This is a genomic window from Shimia sp. (genome assembly GCF_022448905.1).
Lineage (GTDB): Bacteria > Pseudomonadota > Alphaproteobacteria > Rhodobacterales > Rhodobacteraceae > Shimia.
Genome location: NZ_JAKVCW010000010.1, coordinates 1 through 20,028, shown reverse-complemented (window position 1 = coordinate 20,028; position 20,028 = coordinate 1). Strand labels below are relative to the sequence as shown.

General features: G+C 59.6%; 18 protein-coding genes. 9 read left to right on the top strand and 9 right to left on the bottom strand.

The genetic code is table 11. The features are described from left to right. Positions 1-8 precede the first annotated feature (8 nt). From MK208_RS13145 to MK208_RS13135, 3 genes are all read left to right on the top strand, one after another. A complete protein-coding gene (locus MK208_RS13145; RefSeq protein ID WP_294117211.1) occupies positions 9-1,019 on the top strand; it encodes an ABC transporter ATP-binding protein in 1,011 nt (336 codons plus the stop codon). A 43-nt stretch (positions 1,020-1,062) separates the two neighbouring features. Further along, on the top strand, positions 1,063-2,418 hold the full coding sequence (locus MK208_RS13140) for a hypothetical protein (protein WP_294117210.1): 1,356 nt from the start codon (positions 1,063-1,065) through the stop codon (positions 2,416-2,418). A 77-nt stretch (positions 2,419-2,495) separates the two neighbouring features. Then, positions 2,496-3,320 carry an aldo/keto reductase gene (locus MK208_RS13135; RefSeq protein ID WP_294117209.1) on the top strand — a complete coding sequence of 275 codons (825 nt, stop codon included), beginning with the start codon at positions 2,496-2,498 and terminating at the stop codon, positions 3,318-3,320. Between the two features lie 41 nt (positions 3,321-3,361). Here MK208_RS13135 and MK208_RS13130 read toward each other — a convergent pair whose 3' ends face one another. Then, positions 3,362-4,078 (bottom strand): SDR family NAD(P)-dependent oxidoreductase, encoded by a 717-nt coding sequence (locus MK208_RS13130; protein ID WP_294117207.1) that lies wholly within the window; start codon positions 4,076-4,078, stop codon positions 3,362-3,364. 62 nt (positions 4,079-4,140) lie between these two features. Beyond that, positions 4,141-5,385: a glycerate kinase gene (locus MK208_RS13125; RefSeq protein WP_294117204.1), complete on the bottom strand. Its 1,245-nt coding sequence runs from the start codon at positions 5,383-5,385 to the stop codon at positions 4,141-4,143. Between the two features lie 211 nt (positions 5,386-5,596). Here MK208_RS13125 and MK208_RS13120 point away from each other — a divergent pair, with 211 nt between their 5' ends. The 6 genes from MK208_RS13120 (at position 5,597) to MK208_RS13095 (ending at position 13,199) form a co-directional block, all read left to right on the top strand. Continuing rightward, positions 5,597-6,496 (top strand): LysR family transcriptional regulator, encoded by a 900-nt coding sequence (locus MK208_RS13120; protein ID WP_294117203.1) that lies wholly within the window; start codon positions 5,597-5,599, stop codon positions 6,494-6,496. Positions 6,497-6,588: 92 nt separating this feature from the next. Next, positions 6,589-8,676, top strand: coding sequence for a hydantoinase/oxoprolinase family protein (locus MK208_RS13115; RefSeq protein WP_294117201.1), 2,088 nt, complete (start codon positions 6,589-6,591; stop codon positions 8,674-8,676). Further along, positions 8,673-10,379 (top strand): hydantoinase B/oxoprolinase family protein, encoded by a 1,707-nt coding sequence (locus MK208_RS13110; protein WP_294117199.1) that lies wholly within the window; start codon positions 8,673-8,675, stop codon positions 10,377-10,379. Before MK208_RS13115 ends, MK208_RS13110 begins: the two co-directional genes overlap by 4 nt. Further along, positions 10,379-11,596, top strand: coding sequence for an FAD-binding oxidoreductase (locus MK208_RS13105; protein ID WP_294117198.1), 1,218 nt, complete (start codon positions 10,379-10,381; stop codon positions 11,594-11,596). The genes MK208_RS13110 and MK208_RS13105 overlap by 1 nt, the downstream gene beginning before the upstream one ends. Next, complete coding sequence (locus tag MK208_RS13100) at positions 11,596-12,360, top strand: HpcH/HpaI aldolase/citrate lyase family protein (RefSeq protein ID WP_294117196.1); 765 nt, start codon at positions 11,596-11,598, stop codon at positions 12,358-12,360. The genes MK208_RS13105 and MK208_RS13100 overlap by 1 nt, the downstream gene beginning before the upstream one ends. A gap of 2 nt (positions 12,361-12,362) precedes the next feature. Further along, positions 12,363-13,199 (top strand): NAD(P)-dependent oxidoreductase, encoded by an 837-nt coding sequence (locus tag MK208_RS13095; RefSeq protein WP_294117195.1) that lies wholly within the window; start codon positions 12,363-12,365, stop codon positions 13,197-13,199. Here the strand turns inward: MK208_RS13095 and MK208_RS13090 are convergent. The 7 genes from MK208_RS13090 to MK208_RS13060 form a co-directional block, all read right to left on the bottom strand. Further along, a complete protein-coding gene (locus MK208_RS13090; RefSeq protein WP_294117193.1) occupies positions 13,196-14,380 on the bottom strand; it encodes an NnrS family protein in 1,185 nt (394 codons plus the stop codon). The genes MK208_RS13095 and MK208_RS13090 overlap by 4 nt on opposite strands. A 169-nt stretch (positions 14,381-14,549) precedes the next feature. Beyond that, entirely contained in the window at positions 14,550-16,046 is a 1,497-nt protein-coding gene (locus tag MK208_RS13085; RefSeq protein ID WP_294117191.1) for a globin-coupled sensor protein, read from the bottom strand. 302 nt (positions 16,047-16,348) lie between these two features. Continuing rightward, the gene (locus MK208_RS13080) at positions 16,349-17,242 is read right to left on the bottom strand and encodes an FAD:protein FMN transferase (RefSeq protein WP_294117189.1); all 894 of its coding nucleotides are present in this window, start codon (positions 17,240-17,242) and stop codon (positions 16,349-16,351) included. Further along, positions 17,239-17,703, bottom strand: a complete 465-nt coding sequence (locus tag MK208_RS13075) for a nitrous oxide reductase accessory protein NosL (protein ID WP_294117186.1) — start codon at positions 17,701-17,703, stop codon at positions 17,239-17,241. The genes MK208_RS13080 and MK208_RS13075 overlap by 4 nt, the downstream gene beginning before the upstream one ends. Before the next feature lie 53 nt (positions 17,704-17,756). Beyond that, positions 17,757-18,575 carry an ABC transporter permease subunit gene (locus MK208_RS13070; protein WP_294117185.1) on the bottom strand — a complete coding sequence of 273 codons (819 nt, stop codon included), beginning with the start codon at positions 18,573-18,575 and terminating at the stop codon, positions 17,757-17,759. After that, positions 18,575-19,465, bottom strand: coding sequence for an ABC transporter ATP-binding protein (locus MK208_RS13065; protein WP_294117183.1), 891 nt, complete (start codon positions 19,463-19,465; stop codon positions 18,575-18,577). The genes MK208_RS13070 and MK208_RS13065 overlap by 1 nt, the downstream gene beginning before the upstream one ends. Further along, positions 19,458-20,028 (bottom strand): NosD domain-containing protein (locus MK208_RS13060; RefSeq protein ID WP_294117181.1); only part of this gene is annotated, 571 nt, incomplete at its 5' end. The genes MK208_RS13065 and MK208_RS13060, both read right to left, overlap by 8 nt.

Sequence of the window (20,028 nt, the reverse complement as noted above, 5' to 3'; positions counted from 1 at the left end):
AGCCCGCTATGGCTGAAATCGAACTCAAAAACCTGCGCAAGTCCTTCGGCGGGCTGGAGGTCATCAAAGGCGTCGACCTTGAGGTGCGCAAAGGCGAATTTATGGTCTTTGTCGGCCCGTCCGGCTGCGGCAAATCCACGTTGCTGCGGCTGATCTCCGGTCTGGAAGAAATCAGTGATGGCGACCTGATGTTTGACGGGGTGAGGGTGAATGACACCATCCCCTCCAAACGTGGCATCGCTATGGTGTTCCAATCTTATGCGCTCTACCCGCATATGAACGTGATGGAGAACATGGCCTTTGGCCTGAAACTCGCCGGGTCCACCAAAGAAGAGCGCGAAGCGCGGGTGGTGGACGCCGCCAAGATGCTGCAAATTGATCACCTGCTGGAGCGCAAACCCAAAGAACTCTCCGGCGGCCAACGCCAGCGCGTCGCCATCGGCCGCGCCATTGTGCGCGACCCACGTGTGTTCCTATTTGACGAACCACTTTCCAACCTCGACGCCGCCCTGCGCGTGCAGACCCGGCTGGAAATCGCCAAGCTGCATCACGACATGAACGACGTGACCATGATCTACGTAACCCACGATCAGGTTGAGGCGATGACACTGGCGGACCGCATCTGTGTGCTGCGTGACGGGTTGGTCGAACAGGTCGGCACCCCGGCCGAACTCTATGATGCGCCCAATTCGGTCTTTGTCGCAGGCTTTATCGGCGCGCCGAAGATGAACTTCCTCACCGGAGAGCACGCCAAACCCTACGACTGCGCGACCTATGGTATAAGGGCGGAACACATTGATATCTGCGCCCAGGATGAGGCCACTTGGACAGGCTCCGTGGTGCACGCTGAAAACCTTGGCGCGGATCACTATCTTTTTGTCGACATCGGCGTGAGCGAGCCCCTTGTGGTGCGCCAGCCGGGCAAGCAATTCACAGCCTTGGGAACGGAGATTGGCCTGAAGCCCCAATCCGAACACGCCCATCGCTTTGACGGCGCAGACCGCGCCATTCGGAACTGAAATCTGCAACCGCGCCAGAGGGGCGCAATACAGGACAAACACAATGACTAAGATCGTTCTTGTGGGGGCGGGCAGCCTCCAGTTCGGCACCGGCATGCTTGGTGACGTCTTTCAAAGCGCGCATCTCACCGATGCAGAGTTCGTGCTGCATGACATCAATCTTGAGGCGGCCCAGCGCACTTTGAAAGTGGCGGAGGACTACATCAGCACCAACAGCCTCAAGCAATCCATTTCAGCCACCACTGATTTGAAAGCCGCCCTGCAAGGCGCGCGTTTTGTGGTGATCTCCATCGAAGTGGGCGACCGCTTTGCGCTTTGGGACATGGATTGGAAAATCCCGCAGCAATACGGCATTCAGCAGGTCTATGGCGAGAACGGCGGCCCCGGTGGGTTGTTCCACAGCTTGCGTATCATCCCGCCAATTTTGGACATCTGTCAGCAGGTCATGGACGTCTGTCCAGACGCCACCGTGTTCAACTACTCCAACCCGATGTCGCGCATCTGTACCACCGTGCACCGCAAATTCCCTGAGTTGGAATTTGTCGGCATGTGCCACGAGATCGCCAGCCTCGAGCGTCACCTCGCGCCGCTGCTGGGCGTTGAGCGCGACGAGATCTTCTACCGCGCGGGTGGTTTGAACCACTTCTCGGTGATGACCGACTGTACCTACACCAAAGATGGCTCCGACGCCTATCCGGATGTGAAGGCCAAGGCGGAGGCTTATTTTGGCAACAAGCCAGGGTATTCCGAAATCCTGCGAGCCAGCCGCAAACACGGCACTTCGATTGAGACCGAAGGTTGGATGGATGTGGACCTGAGTTCCATTGAAACCATTCGCCCATGGTCTGACCGTTGGCTCTTTGCCGAGGTGCTGGAGAAATTCGGCGCGCTGCCAATCACCTATGACAGCCACTTTGGTGAATACATCCAATGGGCGCATGACTGTTCCGACCACCAGGGCATTCTGGATTTCTACACCTACTACCGCAACTTCCTCGGCAAGGTGGATCCGGTGATCGAACCTGTGCTGAAAGAGCGCGTGGTACCCATCATGGAAGCCCTGCTCGGCGCGCCAACCTACGAAGAGTACGCGGTCAACATTCCGAACAAAGGTTTCATCGCCAACTTGCCGGACTGGATTGCGGTTGAGGTGCCTGCCAACATTGACACCAATGGTCTCCACGGCATAGCAGTGGATGTCCCTGCGGGTGTGCGTGGTCTGTTATCCAACCAGATTGGTGTGCACGACATGACGGCTGAGGCAATCCTGCAAGGCAGCCGCGATCTGGTGGTGCAGGCGCTGTTGGTCGATCCTGTTGTGACAAAATCCCAAGGTATGGGCGCGCTGGTCGATCACATGATCGCCGAACAAAGCCCGTGGCTGGACTACCTCAAGTAAATCACTGTCCAATTATCCCCAACTCCCCCCAAAGCGCTGTCTTTGGGGGGCTTCTTTTTCTGCAACATGGTGTTTTGATGACCCCAATGATCCCCTTTCATGATGGCCATGCCATTCCGGCCTTTGGCTTTGGCGTGTGGCAAATCCCCCAAGACGAAACCGTCAATTTGGTGCGCAGCGCACTTACCCAAGGCTACAAACTGATCGACGCCGCCTTCATCTACGAAAACGAAGCCGCCGTCGGCGAAGGCTTCCGCGCCGCTGAAGTGGACCGCGAAGACGTCTTCCTCACCTCCAAAGTCTGGAACTGCGAGCAAGGCTACGACAAAACCCGCCGCGCCATTGAGGGCAGCCTCAAGCGGATGGGCCTCGAGTATTTGAACCTCTGCCTGATCCACTGGCCTTGTCCCGATTTTGGCACCTATGTCGACACTTGGCGCGCTTTCATAGACGCACAGAAAGACGGTCAGGTCCGCTCCATCGGCACCTCCAACTTTGCGCCCGATCACCTGGACCGCATCATAGGGGAAACTGGGGTAAACCCGGTACTGAACCAGATCGAAGTCAATCCCCGTATGCAGCAAATCGCAATGCGAGCCGAAAACCAAAAGCGTAGCATTGTCACCCAAGGCTGGACCCCGCTGGGCAACGGCGCGTCTTTTGACGCCTCGGTCGTGCTGGACATCGCCAAACGCACGAACCTCTCACCTGTTCAAGTGATCTTACGATGGGAGCTTCAACTCGGGATTTCCGTGATCCCACGGGCTGAAACCGAAGTACAACTTGCCGAAAACCTTGCAATTCTGCAAGCGGAACTGACCGCAGAAGACATGGCCGCAATGGCGACCTTGGAAGAAGGCGTCCGCTGTGGCCCTGCCCCGGACACTTATCACGACGCCTAAAGAAGAAGGCCCTCGCAACGTCTGCGAGGGCCTTCTTTGTTTTAGAAAGTGCGCACGTCCGTGATTGTTTCTGCGCCAAACCGATCGCTGAGAATGTGGGCACAAATTTTCGCCGCCGTGTCCTCCGCTTTGGCCAAACCGCCCTCGGCTTTCATCAATTTGAACTGATCCAGCAAAGCAAAGTCCTCTTCCGGCGCAGAGCGAATGGTCGCCTGCATTCCGGTGTCAATCACACCTGGTGCGATGCTTTCGGCCTTCAAACCCGCCACCGCATCTTCCACCATCGCGCGGGCATGCATGTCCATCGCGGCCTTGGTGGCGCAGTACACACTCCAACCGGTGTAGGCATTGCGCCCGGCGCCGCTGGAGATATGCGCTACACGACGGTCCGCGCCTTCTGTCGCCGCCACAAACGCGTCGCTCAGGATCAGCGCCGCTGTGACATTCACCGCCAAAGACTGTGCAATCTTGCCCGCATCCTGACGGCCAATCGGCGCGATCGGCTCCACAATGCCAGCGTTGTTGATCAACACGGCTTGGCTTGCACCTTCCAGGAAATTGGCAAACTCCGCGCCTGTGGCGAAGGCGCTCACCGCCGCCGTGTCGCCCAGATCAAGCGCCACTTCGCTCAAGCCTGCCATCTCAGAGCCGATACCTGAACGCGACAGACCCAAAACTTCATAACCCGCCGCGATCAGGCAAGACACCATGCCTGCGCCAAGCCCCTTGGAATGGCCGGAGATAATCGCCTTTTTCATTCTCTTGCTCCCACAAGTTAATTTGTGAACCACCTTTACGCGGCTTTCACCGCAGGCTGCAATTACTTGGTGATCAGAATGGCCCGAAAGTCATTCACATTCGTGAGCGTCGGCCCCGGCACGACCTGTGCGTCGATCTTTTCAAAGAAACTATGGGCGTCATTTTCTGCCAAAGCCAAAGCTGCGTCCACACTCTTCGCCTCAGCGGTCGCCAGCGTGTTCGGCCCAATCACCGCACCGGCCACCTCTGCCGCGCCATCAACACCATCGGTGTCACAGGCAATCGCATGGATACCTTCGGCTCCCTCCAACGCCAGCGCCAAGGCCAGCGCAAACTCCGCGTTTGGCCCACCTACGCCATCCCCACGCCGTGTCACGGTCAGCTCGCCACCAGACAGAAGCACCCGAGGTCCGCGCCCTACTTTGGCTTTCGCCAAGTCAGCCTGCTCGCCCGCCACATCCCGCGCCTCGCCTTCCAGAGCATCACCAAGAATTTCCACCCGCAGTCCGGCCGCCTCAGCCACCTGTTGCGCCGCCTGCAACGATTGCAACGGCGAGGCAAACAAGATGTTTTCCGTGGTCGACAAGCGTTCGTCACCCGGCATCACCACACCGGCATGCGCCCGCGCCGCCGCCTCAACATGCGCCGGCAAAGTCACCCCAAACGGTGCCAAGGCCGCCAGAGCACTGTCCAGACATTCCGGTTCCGCCACCGTGGGACCAGAGCCGATCATACCCGGATCATCACCCGGAACGTCCGAAATCAAGTAGCTCACCACTTTGGCGGGATAGGCCGCCGCTGCCAACTGTCCGCCTTTTGCCTGACACAGATGTTTGCGCAGCGCGTTCATCGCCGAAATCGGCGCACCAGACGCCAACAGATCCGCATTCACCTGCTTCAACTCGTCCAGCGTCACGCCCGGTACCGGCGCAGTCAGCAGTGACGACGCCCCCCCAGAAATCAAACACACCACGGTGTCATCCGCAGCCAGCCCACGCATCAATTCCAACATTTCCAGCGTCGCCGCTTCGCCCGCCGCATCCGGCACCGGGTGCGCCGCCGACTTGATGGTGATGCCCTGACAAGGCCGCTCATAGCCGTAACGCGTGATGACCAGCCCCTCACACGGCCCCCAGGCGCTTTCCAAGGCTTCCGCCATACGTGCACTGGCCTTGCCCGCGCCGACCACAATCAACCGGCCTGCTGTTTTTTTGCCCAAGACTTCCGGCAAAGCCGCCATCGGATCCGCCACGGCCACTGCCTTGGCAAACAACTCCCGCAAAAACCTGTCTGGATTGATGTCCATACTGATACTCCCCCCAAATGCACATGTTCTCCCGCCCTTTGGCACCCGACCACATGCGTATCAGAAACTGCACCAAAGGAGATGTTTCCGCTAACATGCACAGTTTTACAGGCGGAGCAAGCCAACGCCTTGGCGGCGCCGACACGCCCGTCTTTCCAAGCCACTCAACCTGCCCTACTGTGCCGCGACTTTCGTAGACCAAGAGCGCCCCATGGCCCAAATCAGCCTGAAACAGCTTCAAGCCTTTGTGGCGGTTGCCGACCTGCAAAGCTTCCGCCGCGCGGCGGACCGGCTGAACACCACGCAGCCCAACATCTCCACCCGCATCGCAGGCTTGGAAACGCAAATTGGCCATTCGCTGATGACCCGCGATGCGGGCTCCGTGCGGCTGACCCCCATGGGCGAAAAACTCCTGCTAGAGGCGCGCATCGTGCTTCTGGCAATGGACCGTTTTCTGCTCACAGCGGCCGACGACAGCCTGTTTGATGGCACCCTGCGCATTGGGGTGACCGAGATGATCGTGCACACGTGGCTCGGCGAGTTCTTCACCGCGCTCAAAGAGCGGTTCCCCAACATCGACATGGACCTGACCGTGGATCTGTCGGTAAATCTGTCCCGCGCCCTGATGGAGCGGCGGATTGACCTTGCCCTGCAAAGTGCCCCGTTTGAGCGGCAAATCAGTGGCAACGCCGATCTAGGACCGCTGCCGATGCTGTGGGTCGGCAGCCCCAAACTCGGCCTGTCCGATAAGGTGCTTAGCCTACATGAACTAGCACAACACCCAATCCTGACTCACGCCCGCGGCACCATTCCTTACAACCAGATGCAAGATCACTTTGCCGCCTTCTCCGATGTCTCCGTGCGGCATGTGTCTTCGTCAAATCTGGCCGCCTGCCACCAAATGACCCGCGATGGTTTGGGTGTGGCCTGCCTGCCCGAAGCCATGGTCCGTGAAGACCTGGCCAACGGCACATTGGACACCCTGCGCTACCTCTGGGTTCCCGACGCGCTACACTTCTACGCCCGCTATGACGCTGATACCTGCCCAAGTTTTGTGGGGGCTGCCGCCGGCCTGGCGCAGCAAGTGGCGCAGGCCCACGCCACAGGATAAATTTTCTCAATTCAATTCATGAAATCTAATAATTGGATTTCATGAAGTGTGCGCTCTACCTTCCTTCACAAGAGAGAAGGAGGCGCGATCAGATGCCATCACACAGGACCCGTTTGGGCGTCGATATCGGCGGAACCTTCACCGATGTGGTGCTGGAAATAGATCAAAAGCGCTTTTCCAGCAAAGTGTTGACCACCTACGCCGCGCCGGAAAACGCTATTGTCGACGGCATGCATCAGGTCTGCGCCAAAGCCGGTGTCTCCCCCGCCGCCATCGATCAAATCATCCACGGCACCACGCTGGCGACCAACGCGCTGATCGAGCGGCGCGGCGCTAAAACCGCGCTGATCACCACCGAAGGTTTTCGCGATGTGATCGAAATGCGCACCGAAAGCCGGTTTGAACAGTACGATCTAAACCTCACCCTTCCGGAGCCGCTTTTGCCGCGCAACCGCCGCTATGTGCTGCGCGAACGTATGGACGCCACCGGCGCAGCGCTGATCCCGCTGGACCGCGCCGACATTGAGGCACTGGCCGACGAGCTGGCCGACGCCAACTACGAAAGCATCGCCGTCGGCCTCCTGCACTCCTATGTGAACGACGCCCACGAACGTCTGATCGCCGAGGTGCTGGCGGAAAAACTGCCGGACGTGATGGTCTCGCTCTCCTGCGAAGTCTCCCCCCAGATGCGCGAATATGAGCGGTTCAACACCACCATCGCCAACGCCTATGTCAAGCCGCTGATGAAGTCTTATCTTGGCCGCCTGAAAGACCGGCTGGCCAACGAAGGCGCGGCCTGCCCGGTGTTTCTGATGCACTCCGGCGGCGGCATCATGTCGCTCGAAAGCGCGGCGGACTTCCCGGTGCGCCTGGTGGAGAGTGGCCCAGCGGGCGGCGCGATCTTTGCCGCCGACATTGCCGCCAAACACGGGCTTTCCAAAGTGCTCAGCTTTGACATGGGCGGCACCACCGCCAAAATCTGCCTCATCAAAGACCAGACTCCCAAAACCGCCCGCGTGTTTGAGGTTGCCCGCACCTATCGTTTCAAAAAAGGCTCTGGCATGCCGATCTCGATCCCGGTGATCGACATGGTGGAGATTGGCGCTGGCGGTGGCTCGCTGGCACATGTGGACGCGATGAACCAAATCCGCGTTGGCCCGGAAAGCGCCGGATCTGAACCCGGACCAGCCTGTTATGGCCGTGGCGGTGACACCCCCGCCGTAACGGACGCCGACCTGATCTTAGGCAAGCTTGATCCCAACAACTTCGCGGGCGGATCCATCCCCCTGCACCCCCACAATTCGGCCAAGGCGCTGGACACCGTGATTGGCAACACGCTCGACATGGACGCCACCGAGGCCGCCTTTGGCCTTGCCGAAGTAGTCGATGAAAACATGGCCAACGCCGCCCGCGTGCACGCCGTGGAAAACGGCGAAGACCTGTCTGAGTACACCATGATCGCCTTTGGCGGTGCCGCTCCCCTACATGCCGCCCGGCTGTGCGAAAAACTCGGTGTCTCCCGTTGTCTTGTGCCGCAAGGCGCGGGTGTTGGCTCGGCCATCGGCTTCCTGCGCGCACCGTTTAGCTTTGAGGCCAACCGTTCTGTCTTCATGCGGCTGAGCGACTTTGACCCCGCCAAAGTCAAAGCCCTGTTTGACGACATGTCAGACGAAGCCACCCGCTTTGTGCGCTCCTGTGATGCCAATGCCGACATCCTGCGCGACCACAAAATCTACATGCGCTACGCCGGACAGGGCTGGGAAATCCCTATCGCCCTCACCCCAGAACAAGCTGCAAACCCCGATGAGGCCACATTCCTGCGCCTGTTTGAGACCGACTACAAAGCGCTCTTTGGCCGTGCCGTGGACGGCATGGAGGTGGAAATCACTGTTTGGAGCGTGAACGCCTACACCGCACAGGAAGCCACCACGCCCCTTGCAGACACTGGCACACTGACATCCCTCGCCCCAACGACGACACGCCCGCTGTTTGATCCGGCTTTGGCCAGAACTGTGGACGCCGCCGTCATCGCCCGCGCTGAGCTGCCAACCGGCCACATCGCCCAAGGCCCTGCTGTGGTGACCGAAGACGAGACCACCGTGGTTGTGCCCGCCAGCCGCGAAGTGCTGACCCACGCCGACGGCACGCTCGACGTGCGCACAAAGGAGACCACCCAATGACCGAGCACAGCAAAGTTGCCTATCAGGTCATGTGGAACCGCATGATCTCCGTCGTGGAAGAACAGGCGCAAGCGCTTGTTCGCACGGCCTTTTCCACCTCCGTACGCGAGGCAGGCGACCTCTCAGCAGGCGTCTACAACGAGGCCGGAGACATGCTGGCCCAAGCGGTGACCGGCACGCCGGGCCATGTGAACGCTATGGCCGACGCCGTGGGCCATTTCATCCGCCGCATCGGACGCGACAACATGTTTCAGGGCGATGTCTACCTGAGCAACGATCCTTGGGAAGGCACCGGCCACAAACATGACATCACTGTTGTGACGCCCTCTTTCCACAACGGCGCGCTGATCGGTTTCTTTGCTTGCACGGCCCATGTCACCGACATCGGCGGGCGCGGTTTTGGCGCGGATGCCAATGACGTGCACGAAGAAGGGCTCTATCTGCCGATCATGAAGTTTGCGGATCGCGGCACGGTGGATCAAACCCTGCTGGCGCTGATCCGGGGCAACGTGCGGGAGCCCGACCAACTGGTCGGGGACATCTACGCGCTGGCAAACTGTAACGAGATTGGCCACCGCCGCCTGATCGACATGGTCGAAGAATTTGGACTGGCCGATCTCACAGGCATCTCCGATTTCATCCTGACCAACTCCCGCGAAGCCACTTTGGCGCGCATCAACGCGCTCACACCGGGCAGCGCCAGCGGGCACTTGCGCATCGACGGCTACGACACGCCCATCGACCTGCATGTCACGCTGACCATCGAGAAAGACCGCATTTTGAGCGATTGGGACGGCACTTCCGGTTTGGACAAAAAAGGCATCAACGTGCCGCTGGTCTACACCAAAGCCTACGCCTGCTACGCGCTGAAATGTGCCATCGCGCCGGAGATCCCCAACAACGCCGCCTCGTTGGCCCCGTTTGAGATCACCGCACCGGAAAACAGCATTGTGAACGCCAAGTTCCCGGCCCCCGTCGCGCTGCGCCACGTGATTGGCCATATGGTACCTGACACGGTCTACAACGCGCTCGACAAGCTGCTGCCCAACACCGTGCCAGCCGAAGGCGCCGGGTGTTTGTGTAACTTCCAGGTTTCCCTGCGCCCCCGCATGGATGGCGACGCGCCAGAAGATGCTGTGCGCGCCGAAGTGCTGACCTTCAACTCCGGCGGCTCCGGCGCACGGCCCACCTTGGATGGCATGAATGCCACCGCCTTCCCCTCGGGCGTGATGACCATGCCGGTGGAGGCCACCGAACAGGTTGGCCCGGTGCTGATCTGGCGCAAAGAGCTGCGCCCGGACAGTGGCGGTGCAGGCGAATTCCGCGGCGGTTTGGGCCAATACATGGACGTCGGCGCACGTGAGGGCCACGAGTTTGATATCTCCCTGATGCTGGACCGCGTGGACCACCCGGCCCAAGGCCGCCGCGAGGGCGGTGCCGGTGGCGCAACCCGTCTGGCCCGGTCTGATGGCGCGGCGGTGCGCGGCAAGGGCAAACAATTCATCCCCCACGGCACGGTGGTGCAAATGGGCTTCCCCGGCGGCGCAGGCTACGGTAACCCAAACCGTCGTGATCCGGCGCGTGTCAAACGCGATGTTGCGCTTGGCTACATCACCCCGGAGCACGCCGCAGAGCATTACAACATATCGGCAGACGAGATTGCCGAGGCCCTTTCGCGGGCCAAACGGGGGGAGATTGTCTAATGGCAGCAGGCGCAATGGCCACCAAGCCAACCAAAACATCTTACGACGTGGTAATCATCGGTGGGGCGATCATGGGATCCTCCACCGCGTGGTTTTTGTCTGACAACCCGGATTTTAGCGGCTCGGTTCTGGTGGTTGAGAAAGACCCGACCTACGAGTTCAGTTCGACCGCCCACACCAACTCTTGCATAAGACAGCAGTTTTCCCACACGCTGAACGTGCGGATTTCCCAATTTGCCGCCGACTTTGTGAAAAACCTGCGCGCGCGCATGGGCGATGACGACCGCGTGCCAAACGTTGATATCCAAAGCTACGGCTACCTCTATCTGGCGGACAACGAGGGCTTTGCCCAAACCCTGCGCGACAACCAAAAGGTGCAACTTGCCGCCGGGGCCGAAACCGAACTCCTGACTGCCGAGGACATCGCCGCGCGCTATCCGTTCTACAATGTGGACGACATTCTTCTGGGCTCGATCAACACCAAAGATGAAGGTTACTGGGACGGCGGCGTGGTGTTTGACTGGTTCCGCCGCTCCGCCCGCGAACGTGGCGTGGAATATGTGCAGGGCGAAGTGGTCGCCATGGCACGCGATGGCGGCAAGGTCACCTCGGTCACTTTGGCCTCTGGCAACGTAGTACATTGCGGTCAGGTGGTGAACGCCTCCGGCCCGCGCGCCGCGCGCACCTCTGAAATGGCGGGCATCCACATGCCCGTGGAACCGCGCAAGCGCTTCACCTGGATTTTCTCGGCTGAACAGCCACTAGCGATGGACCTGCCGCTGACCATTGATCCCTCCGGCGTGCATGTCCGCCAAGATGGCCCCACCACCTACCTCGCGGGCGCCGCGCCGGATCCGGACCCAGCCGTGGCTTTTGACGATTTCCACATGGATCACAACCGCTGGCAGGATCACGTCTGGCCGATCATCGCCACGCGTATTCCACAGTTTGAAGCCATCAAAGTGGTCACCGAGTGGGCCGGCCATTACGCCTATAACACCCTGGATCAAAACGCGATTTTGGGCGCCCACCCCGAGATCACCAACTTCATCTTCCAGAACGGTTTCTCCGGCCACGGGCTGCAACAAAGCCCCGCCATGGGCCGCGCCGTGGCAGAATTGCTGACCTACGGGGAATTCCGCACCCTAGACATGGCGCCCTTTACGTTTGAACGTGTCCTCAACAATGACCCTATAGTTGAGAAGGCCGTGATCTGATGGTGCAATCCAACCCATTCCTGACCGCAATCCGCGATGGCAAACCGCAAATTGGCCTCTGGGTCTCGCTTGGCGACCCCTTGACCACCGAAGTGGTCGCAGGCGCGGGGTATGACTGGCTGCTGCTGGACATGGAGCATGGCGCGGGGGAGCTGGCCGATGTGCAGGCGCAACTGCAGGTCATCAAAGGCTATGACAGCACCGCCATTGTGCGCCCAGACTGGACAGATCCCGCGAAGATCAAACGTCTAATGGACATGGGCGCGCCGGGATTGCTGTTCCCGATGGTGCAAAACGCCGAAGAAGCCGCCGCCGCGGTCGCCGCCACGCGCTACCCGCCCAAAGGCGTCCGCGGCTATGGCGGCACCACGCGCGCCACCGGCTTTGGCCGCGACAAGTGCTATACACCAACTGTGGACGACCAAACCGCCGTACTGGTGCAAGTCGAGTCCCTGCATGCGCTGGAAAATGTCGAAGCCATTGCCACCACCGAGGGCGTCGATGGCGTCTTCTTTGGACCCGCCGATATTGCCGCCGACATGGGCTACCTCGGCCAGGCCATGCATGACGAGGTCTGGGCCAAAATCCTGCCCGCCGCCATGCGCCTGATTTCCAAGAAAATCCCCGTCGGCACCCTGGTGCGCGACGTGTCCTTTGCCCGCCGCCTGTTGAGCGCGGGATTCACCTTTGTCGCCTGTGGCTCAGACGCCGGTCTTTTGGCCCACGCCGCAGACACTTTACTAGAAGACGTGAAAGCTCCCTGACCATGAAGAAACTTGTCCTCACCGGCGCCGCTGGCCGCCTTGGCTCTTACCTGCGGGAGCCACTGACCAAACTGGCAGATGAACTGGTTTCCACCGACATCGCTGAGGACATTGGCACGCTCTATGCCGGCGAACGCTATGTGCAGGCCGATCTGGCTGACCTGGCGGCCATGATTGAGGTGCTGAAAGACGCCGACATGGTGGTGCATTTTGGCGCCATTGGCGATGAGGCCCCGTTTGAGGAAATCCTCGGCCCCAATATCATTGGCGCGCATAACGTCTGGGAAGCCGCCTACCGCAATGGTGTGAAACGGGTGGTCTACGCCAGCTCCGTTCACGCTGTGGGCATGCACAAAATCGCCGACAACATCGGCATCGACGCGCCGCACCGTCCGGACACATTCTACGGCCTCGCCAAGTGCTTTGCCGAAGATCTGGGCCGCATGTATTGGGACAAACGCGGTGTGGAAAGTGTGCACATGCGCATCTTTTCCTGCGCGCCGGTCGTGGCCCCGCGCTCGCTCTCCACATGGCTCAGCTATGATGATCTTATCCGCATGGTCACCGCCGCGATCACCGCACAAACCGTAGGCTTTTCCATTGTCTACGGCATCTCCAACAACGACCGCGCCCCGGTACACAACACCGGCGCAGGCCACATAGGCTACAAACCGCAAGACAACGCGGAACAGTTTGCCGAGGCCATCCTTGCCGACGCACCGCCAGCCGATCCCACCGATCTTGCGCAGATGACCATCGGCGGACCTTTTGCCACCATTCCTTTGGGGGAAAGCGGCCTCGCAAAAATGACCATCGTGGATGACAGCAAAAAGGCTTAGGCGCTTTTCCCGTCGACGCGGGGGGCAATCACCATCGGGTAAATCGCGATCAGGAACAACACCATCGCCGCCACCCACAGCCCCCCGGACAACATCAACGTAAAGTCATAGACCGCCATCAAAACGCTCTGGCCGACCCAACGTATCAGCGCGGCACAGGCCATCACGCCATAGGCCCAGGCCACTGGACCCGGCGCGATCAGTGTCCGCCCTGTGTGGCCCAAAGCCGCGCGGCTCATCACCGCCAGCGTCATGCCGCCAACACAGCCAATACCCAACACATGGATCGCGGCCACTTCCTGCCCGATGCCAAATCCGGCCAGCCCCCAGAGGATCAGGCCCAGCGCTAGAAACGCCATGCCAATGTGCAGCGACCACAAGATGGGCTGACCGGCGGTCCAAAGGCTTTTCCACCCGCTGAGCCGCGCAAGATGCACGGCCCCGGCGATCAAGGCGACCGTTGCCAAAAGCACATCCACGCCGCTCATCGCCGCCCAAGGCAGCACCAGCGAAGTTGCTATCGCGGCCTTGTTGAGCAACTCGGGCGTATGCGGCCAGTCCACTTCTGGCACCGCGACCCGCTTCATCGCATTGCGCGTAAACGCTGGCGTCACCCGACCGCCCAGCACGCCAATCAATCCAACCAAAGTCATCAACCCGCCCAGCAATCCCTGCCGGGCAGTGTCATCGGTCAAATCCGTCCACTCCAGATGCATCAAAAGGTTGCTCACCCACAGTGCCACCAACATCGTGAGCAGCACCATATTCTGCGGCTTGGGCCGCTTCAGCAGTTGGCTGAAGATTTTCCACGCCAAAACCGGAATGAACAACAAATCCGCCACCATCGCTGTCATCGGCGACACCACCCCCAGGGGCCACAGCGCTGTCCGACCAATCAACCAAAGCGCAAATACGCCCGCGATATAGCCTACACGCGCGCCTTTGGTGCCGGTCCAGTTTGGCACGGCTGTCAGGAAAAACCCGCCAATTGCCGCCGCCCCGTAGCCGAAAATCATCTCATGCGCGTGCCATTGGCTTGGCGCCATGGACAGCGCATCCATGCCCGCCCCGCCGGCCGCCAGTGGCAAGGTCCAGAGAATCCCCGAACCAGCGCCAAACACGCCTGCCGCAAGGAAGAAAATGCGAAAACCTTCTGAAAACAAACGCCAAATCGCAGCCATCAGTCACCTATTGCACAACCTGTTCACCGCCACCCTAGGCCGAAGCAGGCCGGTGCCACTTGACCAAACCCAAGCCGTTTCAACAAAGCGGGAAAAAGTCGCAGCACAAAAATCAAAAGCCGAAACGCATCCGCGCTCCGGCCCTCCTTTGTGTCTCAAGAAGCTGCAGTTACGCCGCGACCTGATCCGCCGGCGCTTCCACTTCTAAGTCGGAGCCCGCACCGGCCTGCGCATTTAGCTCTGCCAATTCAAACTCGCTCACCAGATGCGCCATCGAGATGGTATCACGCTGCATCGAACCTACGGCGGCGGCGGTTTGTTCCACCATGGCGGCATTCTGTTGGGTCACATTATCCAACTGCGACAGGCTGCTGGAAATCTGGCTCAACCCTTCCGACTGTTCTTTAGAGGAGTTGGCCACTTGTGACGTCAGCCCGGCCACAGTCTCCACCTTCTGGACAATATCACCCAACACGCGCCCGGCCTGATCGACCATCTCCACGCCGTTTTCCACCAGATCAGAAGACGCCTTGATCAAATCGCTGATCTCCGCCGCCGACTCCGCAGCCCGTTGCGCCAAACCACGCACTTCTGAAGCCACAACCGCAAAGCCACGCCCCGCGTCCCCGGCCCGCGCCGCCTCAACACCCGCATTCAGCGCCAACAGATTGGTCTGGAAAGCGATGTCATCAATCACCCCGGTGATCTGGGAAATCTGTGACGACGACTCGGCAATCTCCTGCATTTTCGCCACAGTATCCGCCATCACCTCCTGACCGGTTTTGGCCTTCTGATGGGTTTGGGACATCATCGCATCGGTCTCCTGCGTGGCGCTGGAGGACGACTGCACGCTTTTGGTAATCTCCTCCACCGATTGTGTTGTCTGCTCCAATGTCGCCGCCTGCGTTTCCGTGCGTCGGGCCAGATCATCGGCGCCCGAGTTGACTTCGGCTGCGGTCAGATCAAGGTCATCGGTCGCCATCTTGATGGAGCGCATCACTTCCCCCATGTCGCTTTGCAACTGATTGAACCCTTTGCGCATGTCATCATGTCGTGCCGGAAAATCGCTGCGGTCTGGGCCAGGAATCTCCTGGGACAGGTCCTTCTGCGCCATCCGCTGCATACCATCTTGCAGATACTTGAACGCCCGTGCCTGCTCCGCCTGTTGCGCGTGGAAATAGGCATCAATCACCAAGTTCATATCCAAGGTGAAGGCACGGTCCAGCGCAGAAAGCTGTTTGGACAGCTGCGACTTGCCCACCGGGCCAATCACTTTGCCAGCCCGCGCCACCAGCAGTGCTTGGATAAAGGATGTCGCCCGCGCATATCCGGCCAGATAGAGTTCAAATGGCAGTTCAATCCGGAAATGCACCTCGCCAATGGTCTTGGCTGCGGCGGCAAAATCCTCATCGAATTCGCCATTGAGAAGCTTGGTCCAGTGTTTCTTCTGCTGGCTGCGCGCATGCGCCAACATCTCTTCAGATTTAAAGAAGCTCGCCGCCTGTTCCTGCGCCGTCGCAAAGTCGTAAAAGTGGTCAAGAACCTCGTCCAACCATTTGGTCACCTTGACCCCGGCCCGGGCGAGTATCTCGCCGTCTTTGCCATCCAGTCCAAAGTGCGTCACGGTGGCAGCCAAAGTAGTCGTCATCGTTAATAGTACCTTCATTCCCTGGTATAGAATTCCGATACCAATCTAGGGAAATGATCGTTAACGGATCCCTTACGCTCCCCATAACGCCGCCTACACACTGGTAAACTGGTAAATTTTACTATTTTTTCTGAGGCACTTAGGCACGGATTTCACATATTGGATCCTGAATTTTGGCCTAAAGGCACAGAATTCAAAACCAGTCCAATCACGCGCTCCGCATGAAGAGTGCAACCCGCATACAGCTTAAAAAGACACAAAAAAGCCCCCCGCACACCCGTGCGAGAGGCCCAAATTCTGTGGGCAATTGCCCTTGTGGCTTAAGCCAGCGCTTCGATGCGCGCACCTTCAAACTGGTCCACCATGGCGCGGCCAGCGGCTTCATCCATCAGGCACAGCGCAGTGGACAGCGCGTCGGCGACAGCGGCCTTAGGTGCGGATACAGAGGCCAGCGCATGAACACTTGCTGCGCCGTTTGGCAGGAAGATGTGGCCTTCGGTGCCGGACAGAACAGTGGCCGACGGTGCGGAGGTTGCCAGCGCACGATCGGTCAGGGTCACGCGGGCCACGATGTCGCCTTCCGGAGTGGACACACCAGCTTTCCAGCCAGCGCCATCTGCTTTGGTGCCCAGCGCCGCAACTTCACCCATGTCCATCAGCACGTTGGTCAGGCCCGCGTCTTTCATCAGCGCCACAACGCGATCGGTCACGTAACCCTGCGCGATGCCGTTTAGGGTCAGCGCCATGCCGTCGGCGTCAAACTTCACCGCTGCAGTGTCAAACTGAACGTTTTGCCAACCCACGAGGCCCTGCGCGTTAGAAACGTCGCCTTTGCCACCTTTGGCCAGCCACAAAGGCTGCACGGATGGGTCAAATGCGCCGCCGCTGGCTTTGTTGATGCTGTCGCTCAGGCTCAGCACTTCGAGCAGCTCTGGTGCCGGAGCGGACAGAACACCGTCACGGTTCAGCGTGGTCAGCGCGCTGTCGCGGTACAAAGAGAAGATGCCTTCCAGACGGGACAGCTCGGCTTCGACTGCCGCAAAGATCGGTGCAGCTTCAGAAGCGCTCATGCCGGCAATCTTCATTTGCGCCGGTGCGCCCAGCGCGATGCCCGACCAGGTGGCGGTTTCAGTAGCGGCCAAAGCCATGCCAGCCGGCACAGCGGCGCTGGCTGCGGCGATGGTCAGAAAACGGCGACGGTTCAAACGGGTCATGACGGGGTCTCCAACGTCTGATCTAAATCTATAGGTCCAAGGACTGCTTCGGGGGGAATAGCATCGATTTGCATTATTTGCCCACCCCATTGAGCCGCAAAATTTGCAGCATCTTGCACTTCTTTGAACGGAACCACCTCCTGAGCGCCCATTCCACCGGCAACTTTGGCCCCAACAACAAAATGGGCGTCCTTTGCAAGCACCCAATTATTGATTCCCGGTTGCGCCCAATTTGGCGCGGCACCCATGTCGCTCACGTAAACACCGATGATTTTTGCGTCCCGTTCGGGGCTTTTGAGATAAGCCACCATATCGCGGGTTTGCGCAAAGAACAGCGGTGCGGGATAGCCCTCCAGATGGATCTGACCTTTAGGACCACCATGCTCCGCCACATTCATCTGACAAAAAAAGCTTAACGCCTCTTCAGTCAAAGGCACCGGATCCGGCGGCGCTTCCGCCACCTCTTCTTTGCAGGCGGCCAGTACCAGCAGCGCTGCGGCAACAAGGGCAATCCTCATGGCTCTACCCTCCGGAAGGCCAGCCGAGCGAAGGCAAAGCCCAAGAGCGGCCAGATCGCCAGTGACAAAGGTGCCGCCCAGCTTGGCAAGGCTGAAGCCGCCCCAACCATGCCGCTGGCCAAGGCCACGCTTTCAGAGCTGGCAATGTTCCACAGGCGGAAAGCATCCGCCGGGTTGGCCACCATCAGCCACGGGAAGAGCGTTTCGGTGAACCAACCGCCGCTGTCCATCACCACTGCGCCCAAAAGGCCCAGATCGTAAAGCACCACAAAGATCAGCCACAGCCCAGCGGCCATGCCCGCTGCAGAAGTTGCGGACTTCGCCAGCGAAGACACCATATAGCCCAACGTCAAGAACACGCCGCCCAGCAAAACGGAGGTGCCAATCAGGCGGAGCAGCGCAAAGACGCTCTCCAGCCCCGCACCCCCCATATAGGCGGCAATCGCTCCGGCGCTGCCAAAACCCACGGTCATCGCAATGGTCAGTGCTGCGAGATGCGCGGCAAATTTGCCCAGCAGAATTTCTCCGCGCCCTGCCGGATAGCTCAGCAGCAACCCCAGGGAGCCCCGCTCTGCATCCCCCGCCACGGCGTCAAAGGACATCATCAGCGCCAGAAGAGGCGCCAAATAGACGGACAACGTTATCATCGACGTCACGGAGACCGTCAGCATGTCCACACCCAAGGTGCCGGTGGGCGCGCTGCCTGCGAAGGTCAACGCCAGCGCAAACAGCACCATGATCAGAGTTGCCATAAAGAGCCAACGGTTGCGCGCCAGAATGCGCATTTCCGCCTGTGCAATAGCCAAGAACCGCATTAGTGCATCCCCTCTTTGGCGTAATGACGATAGAGATCCTCAAGCCGTGGCGGGGTGATGTCCACATCTGCAACCGCGCCCCCCATGGCCGCGATTTTCTGGAGCATGTCCATCTTGCCCGCCGCATCAATCTCTATCTCCACCGAGGCGCCATTCATGCGCCGTCCCCCCGTAACTTTCACAAGCGCGTCCGCATCCGAGGTCGCCCGCACCCGCATCTTGGTACGCAGCCCCGCTTTGGCAGACAGGCCCGCAAGCGTGTCATCCGCCACCAGATGCCCTTTGCGCATGATCGCAATCCGATCCGTGCGTGCTTCCACTTCAGTCAGTGCATGGCTCGCGATCAGCACCGCACAACCGCCCGCTGCCAGCTCATCAATGATGGCATAGAGGTCTTGGCGCGAAATCGGGTCCAAGCCACTCGTCGGTTCATCCAGCAAAGCCAGCTTAGGTTTGCCTAGCAGCACTTGTGCCAAACCAAGCCGCTGCCGCATGCCTTTGGAATAGGTGCCAATGCGCCGGTCCAGCGCATCCGCCAACCCCACACGCTCCAAAAGTCCGGGAATATCGGCCTTCTGCCCTGCAAGCCGCGCAAACAGTGTCAATTGCTCGCGGCCAGTGAGAGCCGGATGAAAACTCACCGCCTCCGGCAAAAACGCCGTATCCGCCCGCGCCGCACCGCTGCCCGGTTTGTGGCCCGCGATTTTCACGCTGCCGCCGCCCAGTTTGGTCAAGCCCAACACCGTCTTGATCAGTGTCGACTTGCCCGCGCCATTGTGGCCGAGCAGCGCCACACGCTCCCCGGCAGAGACCGTTAGGTCCACGCCATGCAACACGCGCGTCTTGCCCCGATCTTTTACGAGGCCTTGGATTTCTAGGATCTTATCCATCTTGGTTCCCCTTCTCGGCCGCCCTAATTGCAGCTGGGGGCCGACTGGGTTTCATCAAAGGGTGGCTGTCCACCACACCGCCCGGCAACAACGCCGGAAAAGCCGATTGCGACCACCGCACCATCTGCACCGCCGGAGACCCCAGCAGCATCTTCGCCGCCGGTTGGCTCCAGAGCACATGATCCATTGAATCGTTTGGTCGATAGGGGCTGTCAGCAAACCCATCGCCGTTTACGTCAAAGGCCGCATTGTCACTCCAGTAGTTGCCACGGCCTTCCTCGGACCACTCATGCCACTTGGTAGAGACAAATTTCACCTGCGTGCGGTTGCCCACAAAGGCATTGCCAACAATCCGGTTGTCTTGCGACCCGGCGGTAAAGTGGATGCCAATACCACAGCCCTCAAACCAGTTGTCGGAGAAGTCGTTCTTGTTGGAATTATACAAGAAGGTGCATTTCTCTTTCGCCCCCTTCACATAATTCCCGGTGATCTCGCTGCGGTTGGCGTAGTTCAGCTGTCCGTCGTCAAAGTTTTTGGAACCAAAAGCGGCGTGAACTAAGAGA

Bases quoted from the DNA above. Each gene is read 5' to 3' on its own strand.
- MK208_RS13145 (WP_294117211.1), top strand. From the start codon at position 9: ATGGCTGAAATCGAACTCAAAAACCTGCGCAAGTCCTTCGGCGGGCTG.
- MK208_RS13140 (WP_294117210.1), top strand. From the start codon at position 1,063: ATGACTAAGATCGTTCTTGTGGGGGCGGGCAGCCTCCAGTTCGGCACC.
- MK208_RS13135 (WP_294117209.1), top strand. From the start codon at position 2,496: ATGACCCCAATGATCCCCTTTCATGATGGCCATGCCATTCCGGCCTTT.
- MK208_RS13130 (WP_294117207.1), bottom strand. From the start codon at position 4,078: ATGAAAAAGGCGATTATCTCCGGCCATTCCAAGGGGCTTGGCGCAGGC.
- MK208_RS13125 (WP_294117204.1), bottom strand. From the start codon at position 5,385: ATGGACATCAATCCAGACAGGTTTTTGCGGGAGTTGTTTGCCAAGGCA.
- MK208_RS13120 (WP_294117203.1), top strand. From the start codon at position 5,597: ATGGCCCAAATCAGCCTGAAACAGCTTCAAGCCTTTGTGGCGGTTGCC.
- MK208_RS13115 (WP_294117201.1), top strand. From the start codon at position 6,589: ATGCCATCACACAGGACCCGTTTGGGCGTCGATATCGGCGGAACCTTC.
- MK208_RS13110 (WP_294117199.1), top strand. From the start codon at position 8,673: ATGACCGAGCACAGCAAAGTTGCCTATCAGGTCATGTGGAACCGCATG.
- MK208_RS13105 (WP_294117198.1), top strand. From the start codon at position 10,379: ATGGCAGCAGGCGCAATGGCCACCAAGCCAACCAAAACATCTTACGAC.
- MK208_RS13100 (WP_294117196.1), top strand. From the start codon at position 11,596: ATGGTGCAATCCAACCCATTCCTGACCGCAATCCGCGATGGCAAACCG.
- MK208_RS13095 (WP_294117195.1), top strand. From the start codon at position 12,363: ATGAAGAAACTTGTCCTCACCGGCGCCGCTGGCCGCCTTGGCTCTTAC.
- MK208_RS13090 (WP_294117193.1), bottom strand. From the start codon at position 14,380: ATGGCTGCGATTTGGCGTTTGTTTTCAGAAGGTTTTCGCATTTTCTTC.
- MK208_RS13085 (WP_294117191.1), bottom strand. From the start codon at position 16,046: ATGAAGGTACTATTAACGATGACGACTACTTTGGCTGCCACCGTGACG.
- MK208_RS13080 (WP_294117189.1), bottom strand. From the start codon at position 17,242: ATGACCCGTTTGAACCGTCGCCGTTTTCTGACCATCGCCGCAGCCAGC.
- MK208_RS13070 (WP_294117185.1), bottom strand. From the start codon at position 18,575: ATGCGGTTCTTGGCTATTGCACAGGCGGAAATGCGCATTCTGGCGCGC.
- MK208_RS13065 (WP_294117183.1), bottom strand. From the start codon at position 19,465: ATGGATAAGATCCTAGAAATCCAAGGCCTCGTAAAAGATCGGGGCAAG.